This is a genomic window from Streptomyces sp. (assembly GCF_031181705.1).
In the GTDB taxonomy this organism is placed as follows: Bacteria; Actinomycetota; Actinomycetes; order Streptomycetales; family Streptomycetaceae; genus Streptomyces.
In genome coordinates, this window is the sequence record NZ_JAPSKN010000180.1 from 1 (window position 1) to 9,653 (window position 9,653).

The following is a 9,653-nucleotide window of genomic DNA, read 5'->3' on the forward strand; positions in this document are numbered from 1 at the left end:
CGCCCGTGCCCGTCTGTTCAGGCGTCACCGTCATCGTGCCGGTGTCCCTTCCGCCAGGGTCCGGGCGCCGGATCCGGCACCGTCCCCGCCGGGCCGCGGCCGGGCGTTCGCGGCGGCCAGCCCCCACCACGCCGCCAAGCCGAAGCACATCGCCGTCAGGACCGTGGACGGGCCGCCGATGTCGGCGTAGGCGAAGTCCGTCAGTTGCCAGACCAGCAGGCCGCAGGCGACGAGGCCGCAATCCAGGCCCGGGGTGCCGGAACGCCGGGTCCGCCACAGGGCGCGCACCGCGCACAGCAGGAGCGCCAGCCAGCTGCCCGCCAGGGCCAGGAGCCCCAGCAGGCCCTGCTCGGACAGGACGAGCAGATACATGTTGTGCGGGGACAGCAGCGGCTGCTTGCGGAAGGCCGCGCCCGCGCCCTCCGTGTCGCTGCCCGCCGAGAGCGCCAGGGAGGCGTGCGAGTCCCGGTGTTCCGGAAAGCCCTTGAGCCCCACCCCGGCCACCGGATGCTCGCCCCACATCCCGGTCGCCGCAGCCCACATGGTGTACCGGTCGGTCACCGACTGGTCGGGCGCGTCCGCGACCCGCGTGATGCTGCTGACCCGCTCCTGCAGCATCGCCGTACCCAGCCCGAAGCCGCCCACCACGATCACGCCCACCGCCACCACCACCGCCCCGGCCGTCAACGCCCGCCGCAACCCGGACAGCAGCAGTTGCGCCGCGACCGTCACCGCCGTCGCGATCCACGCCCCGCGGCTGAAGGACAGCGCGAGCGGCGGCAGCAGCACCAGCGCGCAGGCGAGACCGATGATCCGCTGCCGCACGGGCCCGGCACCGAGCGCGAGACCCACCGCGCACACCAGCCCGAGCGAGACGACCGTGGCCATCCCCATCACGTCCTGCGCCCCGAACGTGCCCACCGCCCGCACCGGCCGCCCCTGGTACGACGCGCCGGTCCCGGTCGCGTACTGGTGCACCCCGACGGCCCCCTGCCACACCGCCAGCCCCACGAACGACCAGGCCAGCAACCGGAAGTCGGCCCGGTCCCGCAGCAGCAGCAGCACAGCAGCCGGGACCAGCACGAAGACCTGGAGGTAGCGGCCGAGGCCGGTGAGCCCCTCGCCCGGCGACACCGCCCCCATCGCGGCGACGGCCACCCCGAGCACCGGAAGCCCGAGAACCACCGCGGCCGTCGGGGACAGCGGCCGCCGCCGGTCGCGTACGAGCCGGACCGCGCAGAACAGCACGACCGCGGCGGACACCGCGTCGGCCGGCCCTGCCCCGCCCTCGCCGCCCGGTCCCAGCGGCAGCGCGAGCAGGACGACGACGGCCAGCAGCGGAAGAACGGGCGCGTACGCCCCGACCCGGGTCATCCGGCTTCAGCTCCCCGTCGGACGCACGAGCGCGGCCGCGGTACGCAGCAGCAGGCAGACGTCCTGCCACAGCGACCAGTCGTCGATGTAGGCGTTGTCGTACCGGGCCCGGTCCTCGATCGAGGTGTCGCCGCGCAGCCCGTGCACCTGCGACAGGCCCGTGATGCCGGTCCGCATCCGGTGCCGCGCCGCGTAGCCCGGGTAGGTCTGGCCGAACTGGGCGACGAAGTAAGGGCGTTCGGGCCGCGGCCCGACCAGGCTCATGTCGCCGCGCAGCACGTTCCACAGCTGCAGCAGCTCGTCCAGCGAGGTGCGGCGCAGGAAGCGGCAGAACCACGGCATCCGGCGTTCGTCCGCGACGCTCCAGCGGGTCGCCGACTCGTGTTCGTCGACCGGGCGGTGGGTGCGGAACTTCAGCAGCGTGAAGGGCCGCCCGCCCTTGCCGATCCGCTCCTGCCGGAACACCACACCGGGCCCGTCGCTCGCCCGCAGCACCACCGCGCACACCAGCAGCAGCGGGCTGACCACCAGCAGCAGCGCCCCGGACACCACGACGTCCAGCGCCCGCTTGCCGGCGCTGCCACGCGGCTCCGCCCCGAGGTCGAGGCGACGGCAGGAGAACCCGGCGAGCCGGTCGGGCGACCGGTACGACGGCACGTCCGGGTCGATCTCCCACACCGCGCAGCCCGACTCGGCCAGCGCCCGCAGCAGCGGCCCCTGCCCGGCCCGCACCGAGGGGTGCACGGCCAGCACCTCGCGCACCCCGTTCTGGATCAGCGCGCGCTGGACCTCCTCGCCCGTGGTCAGCACGGGCAGCCCCTCGGCGCCGTCCGGCGCGTCGGCGACGACGCCCACCGGCCGCACCCCGTAGCGGGGCTGGCGCAGCACGGCCGCGGCCACCCGCTGCGCGGTGGCGGCGGGCCCGACGACGAGCGCGGCCCGCGGCCGGCGCAGCAGCTCCGCGCGCCGGTGGGCGTGCACGGCGCCGCGCCCGGCGCAGCCCACCGCGGTCTGCAGCAGGAAACCGGTGAGCAGCGTCCGGGCGGAGAGCGCGTGCTGCGGGGCGTAGGCGGCCGTGAACGCCGCGAGCGCCAGCCAGGCCACGGCGATCCGGGCGCTCAGGGCGGGCAGTTCGTCCAGCAGGGCCGGCACGCGGGCGTTCCGGTGGGGACGCAGCAGCAGCGAGACGGTCACCAGCACGGCCAGCAGCAGCGGGTGACGCTGGGTGCCGGTGAGCGCGAGCGCGCCCAGCACGGCGGCGGTGCCGTCCGCGGCGAGCAGCGGCAGCGGCGACACGGGCCGGGCAGCGGGCCGTCCGGCGGCCGGCCGGAAGCCCGCCGTGGTGCCGCGCGGCGGCAGCAGTGTCACCGGCGTGGATCCGAGGTCCCGGGGCTGCCCGGCGGGAGGGGGGACGGTGCTTTCCGCGGTCACGAGTGGACTGACTCCCTGTGCTCGGTGGACACGGCGCGCCCGCCCAGGAGTTCGCGGTACACGTCCGCGACCGCCTGAGCCGTGCGGCGCACGTCGTGCGTGGTCAGGACGTGCCGGCGCCCGGCGTCGCCCAGCGACGCGCGCAGCGGCGCGTCCGGCAGCAGCCCGGTGACGGCCGCGGCCAGGGCCGCCGGGGCGACGGCGGGCACCAGGCAGTGCGGCGCGAGGCCGGGCGGCAGGCTCTCCCGGGCCCCGCCCACGTCCGTCACCACCACCGGCCGCCCGCACGCCATGGCCTCCAGCGGCGCCAGGGCCATGCCTTCCCAGCGCGACGGCAGGACGACCAGGTCCGCCGCCTGGTACCAGGGCACGACGTCGGTGACGCCCCCGGCGAACCGCACCGACGGGGGCGCCAGGGCCCGCAGCCGGCCCTGGTCGGGGCCGTCGCCGACCAGCACCAGCCGCGCCCCGGGCATCCGCCGCAGCACCGACTCCCATGCCGTCAGCAGGACGTCCTGGCCCTTCTGCCGGCACAGCCGCCCCACGCAGACCACCAGCGGCGCCCCCGGATCGCTGTCCGGCAGCAGCCGCGCCCGTACGGTGCCGGCGCTGGCCGGACGGAAGCGCTCGACGTCGATGCCGTTGGGTACGACGGTCCACCGCCCGCGGATCCCGGCCGTCTCACCCCGCCGGCGTTCCGCCTCGCTCACGCAGACCACCCGCTCGGCCCAGCGCGCTCCCCACCGCTCCCAGCCGCGCGCCAGGGCCGCGGTGGTCCCGCCGACCGCCTCGAACGACCAGGCGTGCGGCTGGAACACCGTCGGGATCCGCCCCCGCACGGCGAGCCGCCCGGCCAGTCCGGCCTTGGCGCTGTGCGCGTGCACCAGATCGGGCCGGACGTCCGCGACGATCCCGGCGAGCCGCCGTACCTCGCCGCCGAGCGACGGCCCCGGCGCCCGGGTGGCCGCCCAGGGCCGCACGTCCGCGCCGAGCGCCGCGAGCCGGGCCGCGAGGGGGCTGTCGGGGCAGGCGACCGTGACCCGCAGGCCGGCGGCGAGCTGGGCCCGGGCCAGGTCCGTCACGACGCGGGCGACGCCGCCGTCCACGGGCTGGGTGACGTGGAGGACCCGTGGCTCAGGGTCGGTCGGTGGCTGGTGCATGCGCGGTTTTCCTCGCTCACGGACGGCGCTCGGGACGGCGGGAACGCGCCTCACTACCGGGTACCGACAGCGCCGAAAGCCGCGCCGGCGCACGCCGCGTCCCGCTGGGCAACGAGCCGGACGGCCCCTGGTCACCACCGCACCGCAGGGCTTCGCGGAACGTGGTCTCCGCGGGTGGCCCGTCGAAAGGACGAGCGAGGCGTCTGCGGTCCGCGGGACCGGCGGGCCTTTCGTGAGGCGTGTCGGGGGTCCGTCATCAGTGCGATCTGCTAGTTGTCGGGGTGCGTTGAGAGGTCCGCAACTGTAGTCGCAACCCGTACTATTACGGAGAAACCGGGCATGTGTGTCGGAACCGTGAAGAGGGTCACCGCGGTCGGATCACTCCTTTGGCGGCACAACTCGCGCGCACGCCACGCGTTGACACAGCGCCGGGCATCCGCCCGGATGTTTGTGTCAACCCCAAGGAGCACCTCTCCATGTCGCGTATCGCGAAGGGCCTGGTCCTGACCTCCGCTGCCGCTGCCGCTGTCGCGGGCAGCACCGGCATCGCCGCCGCCGACGCCGGCGCGCAGGCCGCCGCCGCCCACTCCCCGGGTGTGCTGTCCGGCAACGTCGTCCAGGTTCCGCTGCACATCCCGGTCAACGTCTGCGGCAACACGGTCGACATCATCGGCCTGCTGAACCCGGCGTTCGGCAACGAGTGCGAGAACGACTGACGTCGTTGCGGAACCCAGACCGGCCGCCTTCCCGTAGGACCATGCGGGAGGGCGGCCGGTTCGCGTCACGCGGCTGGTTGCCCCGAACGGGGGCGGGCATGCCGTCCGGTGGGTCCCTCGCGCGCACGCCGCCTCACCAGGGGGGACGCCGCGGGCGCGCGGACAGGGGGCTGACCTGGTGCGTTCGCTCGGTTGCGGAGCGTTGCGGCCACTCGCACGGTGGGCACAAGATCCGACGCACCACCGAAAGGAACCCCCATGCGTCTGCCCGTACGGCGAATCGCGACCCCCGCACTCTGCGCCACGCTGCTGCTCGCGGTCACCGGGCCCGTGGCCGTGGCCGCCGACAGCGCCTTCGCCCCGGAGCGCGCCCACACGGCGTCCCGGGCCCCCGTACCCGACGCGGACGCACTCCTCGGCCAGGTCGAGGGCCTGGGCGACCTCGGCGGCGTGCTCACCCCGGTCGCCGACCTGCTGACCGCCGTGCTCAAGGCGGACGGCGGGCAACTGCCGCCCTCCGAGGCGGCCAAGCTGAGCACCTCGGTGCAGGACGCCATCGACCAGGCGACCGCCTCCCCGGCCGCGACCGCGCCCGGCACCACCGCCCCGGACAGCCCGCTGCCGCAGGCCAGCACCCTGCCCGCGCCCGTCGAGGACCGGGCCGAGGTGCCGGAAGGGCTCGTGACCGAGGCGCTCGACGCCCTGGAGAAGGCCACCGGCGGTCTGCTCAAGGCCGTCACCTCCGGCGAGAGCGCCCAGGTCACACCGGCCGTCAACGCCGTCGTCACGAGCCTCGTCAACACCGTCGCCGCGACCCTGGTCGGCAGTGAACTGCCCGCCCCCGACCTGGCCGGCCTGCCCTCGCTGCCGAAGGCCCCCTGACAACAGCGGCCCCGCCCGCCCGAAGCCGTGCCGGTCCCCTCGGACCGGCACGGCTTTCTGTTTCAGCTTTCTCTTTCAGCGACTCATATGAGGTTCTGCCGACGGGGTTTCCGCTCCGCACAGGCCTCGTTAGGCACGGCGTCGGAAATTCCCCCTACACGGTGACCCGAGTCGCCCAGGAAAGGACCACGATGAAGTCCCTGAAGGCCGCCGCCGTCGTTGCCGGTTCCCTCGCCGTCGTCGCAGGTGCCGCACCCGCGCACGCCGACTACGACCCCGCGCACGTCACCCCCACCAGCCTCAACGGCGCCGTCAACGCCCTCACCCGCGAGCCCATCGACCCGATGCCGCTCAAGCACCAGTCGAACGCGCTCGACACCGAGAACAAGGACTCCGTGCTCAGCACCGTCAAGCAGGCGACGACCAAGCTGAACTCCAGCCGCGGTCTGCTCGGCGGTCTCCCCCTGCCGAAGTGACCCCACCGGCCCCCGCGGCGGCGCGCACGGCGGGCGCCGGCCGGGCGTTCGCCCTGCTGCTCGTCGTCACCGGGGCGGCCGGGCTGCTGGCGTCCTGGATCATCACCCTCGACAAGGTCGAGCTGCTGCGGGACCCGGACTTCACCCCCGGCTGCAGCCTGAACCCGGTGGTCTCCTGCGGCAGCGTCATGGAGAGCGACCAGGCCGAGGCCTTCGGGTTCCCCAACCCGATGCTGGGACTGATCGCCTACGGCGTCGTCGTCTGCGTCGGCGTGAGCCTGCTGGCCGGGGCCCGCTTCCCGCGCTGGTACTGGCTGGCCTTCGACGCCGGGTGCCTGTTCGGCGTGGGGTTCGTGACCTGGCTGCAGTTCGAGTCGCTGTACCGGATCAACGCGCTGTGCCTGTGGTGCGCCCTGGCCTGGGTCGCGACGATCCCCCTGTTCTGGTACGTCACGTCGTTCGCCGTACGGCATGCCTTCCTGCCCGCACCGGCCCCGCTGCGGCGCTTCCTCGACGAGTTCACCTGGGTGCCGCCGGTGCTGCACGCCGGGGTCGTCGCCATGCTGGTCCTCATCCGCTGGTGGGACTTCTGGACGACCTGACGGACCGGGTGCCGGGCCGGTCCGTCGTATTACTGCGGCAGTCGGGGGAATTGTGCGCTGGTGCGGTTCCCCGGCTCGTTACTCGGTACGCACGCTGAGCCCCGACACGCGAAAGGGACCGAACCCCTGATGAAGTCGACCACCCGAGGAACCCTCGCCGCAGTGATCACGTGTGTGGCGGCCGCGGCCGGCGCCGCCACCGCGACCCCCGCCGCCGCGGTCGGCACGGTCCCCGTCCCCGTGCCGCTGGGCGGCGCCGAGAAGGCCCTCAACGTGGAACTGCCCGAAGCCACCGGGCAACTCCCCGTGCCCGTGCCCGGCTCGCCCGAAGGGCCGCGCTACGTCGAGGGCCGGCTCATCCCGGAGCGGGCGATCCCGCAGCTGCCGGTGCACGGCGGACTGCCCGGCGCCGACCTGCGGGCGCCCCTGCCGCACATCCTCGGCGCCGGCTTCGACCACGTCGGCGTCGACGCCCCCGCCTCCGACCTGCGCACGCTGGCGCCGGGCCTGTCCGTCGACGCCCCGCTCACCTCGCCCAACGCGGACGGCTTCGGCCTGCCCCAGGCGAAGCTGCCGCAGGCGGGCGTGCTGTCCCCGCTGGTGCAGACGGTCCCGACCGCGGACCTGGGCGTCGGCCCCGGCCTGTAGGGCGCCCGGCCGCAGCGGGAGTTCTCGTGTGGCCCCCGCGGCGGTGACCGCGGGGGCCTTCGGGCTGTTACCGCTATGACAGCCCGAGCGGATTGAGGAGCACAGCATGGTCGTAGGGGTCGGCGGAGTACCGATGGGCGCGCAGGCGGGACCGGCGCCCGAGGGTGACGGGCGGCGGACGCGGCGGGGCCTGATGCGCGGGCTCGTGGTCGCGGCACTGGGCGCCGCGGTCGTCCCCGTCGTCGCGGTCGCCCGGTCCGGGGAGTCCGCGCAGCCGGGGGGCAAGAACACGGACGTGCTCGCCGGGGACGGCAAGTTCGAGGAGGTCTACCGGGGCCGCCGCATCCGGGGCGTGCCGGTCCCCTCCCCGGAGCAGGCCGCCACGGACGTGGAGTGGCACGTCACTGTGGACGGCCGGCCGCTGCACCTGATGCGCCGCGCCGACGGCAGCTGGCTCAGCCTGGTCGACCACTACCGCTCCTACCCCACCCCCCTGGCGGCGACCCGCGCGGCCGTCGACGAGCTCGGCCCCGGGCGGCACCTGCGCGACCTGCCCGGCCACGGCCGGCACCAGGAGGGGGGCCCGCATGGTGTACACGCGTAAGGACGTCAGCACGCTGACCCGCACCGAGAAGCGCCGGTTCGTGAAGGCGATGCTGGAGGTGAAACGGCGGGGCGAGTACGACGAGTTCGTCCGCACGCACATCGAGTACTACACCGCCGACGGCGAGGACGGACTGCGCACCGCCCACATGGCGCCCTCGTTCCTGCCCTGGCACCGGCGGTTCCTGCTGGACCTGGAGCGGGCCCTGCGCAAGGTCGACGCCTCGGTGTCGGTGCCGTACTGGGACTGGACGCGCGACCGCTCGCCCACGTCCACGCCCTGGACCGCGGACCTCCTCGGCGGCAACGGACGGCGCTCCGACCGCCAGGTGATGACCGGGCCGTTCGCCTACGCGGAGGGCAACTGGACCCTCAAGGAGGGCGTCACCGACGAGGAGTTCCTCACCCGCGACCTCGGCCGCGCCCGCGACCCGATCCAGCTGCCGACGAAGAGCGAACTGGAGTGGGCGCTGAAGGACCCGCTCTACGACGCCTCCCCCTGGGACTCGACGGTCCGCAAGGGCTTCCGCAACAAGCTGGAGGGCTGGGGCACCGGGCGGGGCAGCGCCTCCTGGCACAACCACAACCGGGTGCACCGCTGGGTCGGCGGGGCCATGGTCGGGGGCGCCTCCGTGAACGACCCGGTCTTCTGGATGCACCACGCCTTCCTGGACCTGGTGTGGTCCCGCTGGCAGCGGCGCCACCGCGAGCACCGCTACCTGCCGGCGAAGCCGCCCGGACCGAGCAGCGCGCAGTACCGGCGGGTCGTGGCGCGGCACGAGAAGCTGCCGCCGTGGGACGTGAGTCCCGAGCAACTGGAGGACCACGGGCGGATCTACCGCTACGCGTGACACCGCCCCGGGTTCACCGGATCGGGCGGGTCGGCCCGGCCCATGCGGAAAGCCCCGGCACGGAATGTGCCGGGGCTTTCCTGGTGTGCACGAGGTGCGTACGGCTCAGTGGCCGTACCCGTAGCCACCCTTGTGGTTCTTGTGGTCGTCCTTGTTCTCGCACTCGTTGCCGAATGCGGGGTTCAGCAGGCCGATGACGTTGACCGTGTTGCCGCACAGGTTGATCGGGATGTGGACCGGGACCTGCAGGACGTTGCCCGACAGGACGCCCGGCGACCCGACAGCCGCGGCCTGGGCGCCCGCGTCGGCCAGGGCCAGACCGGCCCCGCTGACCATCACGGCACCCGTGCCCAGCGCGACGCCGGCTGCCTTCGCGATGCGAGACATCACGTTCTCCTTCTGACTCGGTGAACAGGCGGCAGGTGGAGCCGCCGTGCTTCCCGTTCAACGCGCCCGTTCACGCCGGGTCACGGCGATCACGGCCGGATCACCCGTCCTGAAGGCAGGTCAGGGCAGCCGGCGTACCGGGGAGCCGTCCAGGAACGCCCGGATGTCCTCGACGGCCTGGCCGTAGTAGGTCGCGTAGTTGGCGTGCGAGACGTAGCCGAGGTGCGGGGTGGCGAGCAGGCGCGGGGCGGTGCGCATGGGGTGGCCCGCGGGCAGCGGCTCGACGTCGAAGACGTCGACGCCCGCGCCCGCGATCCGGCCGGTGTGCAGGGCGTCGAGCAGCGCGTCCTGGTCGACGATCGCCGCGCGGGAGGTGTTGACCAGGTAGGCGGTCGGCTTGAGCAGGGCGAGTTCGGCGGCCCCGAGCAGGCCGCGGGTGCGGTCGCTCAGCGCGAGGTGGACCGAGACGAAGTCGCTGTCGGCGAGCAGCCGCTCCTTGGAAGCGGCGAGTCCCACCCCCACC

At 74.4% G+C, this 9,653-nt stretch carries 12 protein-coding genes; 7 read left to right on the forward strand and 5 right to left on the reverse strand.

What is annotated here, in order from left to right; translation table 11 throughout:
• Positions 1–30 precede the first annotated feature (30 nt).
• From RIN80_RS24465 to RIN80_RS24475, 3 genes are read right to left on the reverse strand one after another with little or no spacing between them, the layout of a single operon-like run.
• Complete coding sequence (locus RIN80_RS24465) at positions 31–1,374, reverse strand: O-antigen ligase family protein (protein ID WP_309097807.1); 1,344 nt, start codon at positions 1,372–1,374, stop codon at positions 31–33.
• 6 nt (positions 1,375–1,380) lie between these two features.
• Complete coding sequence (locus RIN80_RS24470; RefSeq protein WP_309097808.1) at positions 1,381–2,805, reverse strand: exopolysaccharide biosynthesis polyprenyl glycosylphosphotransferase; 1,425 nt, start codon at positions 2,803–2,805, stop codon at positions 1,381–1,383.
• Entirely contained in the window at positions 2,802–3,965 is a 1,164-nt protein-coding gene (locus RIN80_RS24475; RefSeq protein WP_309097809.1) for a glycosyltransferase family 4 protein, read from the reverse strand. Before RIN80_RS24475 ends, RIN80_RS24470 begins: the two co-directional genes overlap by 4 nt.
• A 476-nt stretch (positions 3,966–4,441) precedes the next feature.
• Between RIN80_RS24475 and chpG the strand changes: the two genes are divergently transcribed.
• From chpG to RIN80_RS24510, 7 genes are all read left to right on the forward strand, one after another.
• Entirely contained in the window at positions 4,442–4,681 is a 240-nt protein-coding gene (chpG, locus tag RIN80_RS24480) for a chaplin ChpG (protein WP_062926927.1), read from the forward strand.
• A gap of 258 nt (positions 4,682–4,939) precedes the next feature.
• A complete protein-coding gene (locus RIN80_RS24485; protein WP_309097810.1) occupies positions 4,940–5,563 on the forward strand; it encodes a hypothetical protein in 624 nt (207 codons plus the stop codon).
• 191 nt (positions 5,564–5,754) lie between these two features.
• Positions 5,755–6,039 (forward strand): hypothetical protein, encoded by a 285-nt coding sequence (locus RIN80_RS24490; protein WP_309097811.1) that lies wholly within the window; start codon positions 5,755–5,757, stop codon positions 6,037–6,039.
• Entirely contained in the window at positions 6,036–6,641 is a 606-nt protein-coding gene (locus RIN80_RS24495; RefSeq protein ID WP_309097812.1) for a vitamin K epoxide reductase family protein, read from the forward strand. The genes RIN80_RS24490 and RIN80_RS24495 overlap by 4 nt, the downstream gene beginning before the upstream one ends.
• Positions 6,642–6,770: 129 nt before the next feature.
• Complete coding sequence (locus RIN80_RS24500; RefSeq protein ID WP_309097813.1) at positions 6,771–7,289, forward strand: hypothetical protein; 519 nt, start codon at positions 6,771–6,773, stop codon at positions 7,287–7,289.
• A gap of 106 nt (positions 7,290–7,395) precedes the next feature.
• Positions 7,396–7,893 carry a tyrosinase family oxidase copper chaperone gene (locus RIN80_RS24505; RefSeq protein ID WP_309097814.1) on the forward strand — a complete coding sequence of 166 codons (498 nt, stop codon included), beginning with the start codon at positions 7,396–7,398 and terminating at the stop codon, positions 7,891–7,893.
• Entirely contained in the window at positions 7,877–8,743 is an 867-nt protein-coding gene (locus RIN80_RS24510; RefSeq protein ID WP_309097815.1) for a tyrosinase family protein, read from the forward strand. Before RIN80_RS24505 ends, RIN80_RS24510 begins: the two co-directional genes overlap by 17 nt.
• Before the next feature lie 105 nt (positions 8,744–8,848).
• Here the strand turns inward: RIN80_RS24510 and RIN80_RS24515 are convergent, their stop codons facing one another.
• Together RIN80_RS24515 and RIN80_RS24520 are read right to left on the reverse strand one after the other, a co-directional pair.
• The gene (locus tag RIN80_RS24515) at positions 8,849–9,130 is read right to left on the reverse strand and encodes a chaplin (RefSeq protein WP_309097816.1); all 282 of its coding nucleotides are present in this window, start codon (positions 9,128–9,130) and stop codon (positions 8,849–8,851) included.
• Positions 9,131–9,250: 120 nt separating this feature from the next.
• Positions 9,251–9,653 (reverse strand): NAD(P)-dependent oxidoreductase (locus tag RIN80_RS24520; RefSeq protein ID WP_309097817.1); only part of this gene is annotated, 403 nt, incomplete at its 5' end.

Coding starts and splice junctions, on each gene's coding strand:
- RIN80_RS24465 (WP_309097807.1), bottom strand. CDS start 1,374: ATGACCCGGGTCGGGGCGTACGCGCCCGTTCTTCCGCTGCTGGCCGTC.
- RIN80_RS24475 (WP_309097809.1), bottom strand. CDS start 3,965: ATGCACCAGCCACCGACCGACCCTGAGCCACGGGTCCTCCACGTCACC.
- chpG (WP_062926927.1), top strand. CDS start 4,442: ATGTCGCGTATCGCGAAGGGCCTGGTCCTGACCTCCGCTGCCGCTGCC.
- RIN80_RS24485 (WP_309097810.1), top strand. CDS start 4,940: ATGCGTCTGCCCGTACGGCGAATCGCGACCCCCGCACTCTGCGCCACG.
- RIN80_RS24490 (WP_309097811.1), top strand. CDS start 5,755: ATGAAGTCCCTGAAGGCCGCCGCCGTCGTTGCCGGTTCCCTCGCCGTC.
- RIN80_RS24500 (WP_309097813.1), top strand. CDS start 6,771: ATGAAGTCGACCACCCGAGGAACCCTCGCCGCAGTGATCACGTGTGTG.
- RIN80_RS24505 (WP_309097814.1), top strand. CDS start 7,396: ATGGTCGTAGGGGTCGGCGGAGTACCGATGGGCGCGCAGGCGGGACCG.
- RIN80_RS24510 (WP_309097815.1), top strand. CDS start 7,877: ATGGTGTACACGCGTAAGGACGTCAGCACGCTGACCCGCACCGAGAAG.
- RIN80_RS24515 (WP_309097816.1), bottom strand. CDS start 9,130: ATGTCTCGCATCGCGAAGGCAGCCGGCGTCGCGCTGGGCACGGGTGCC.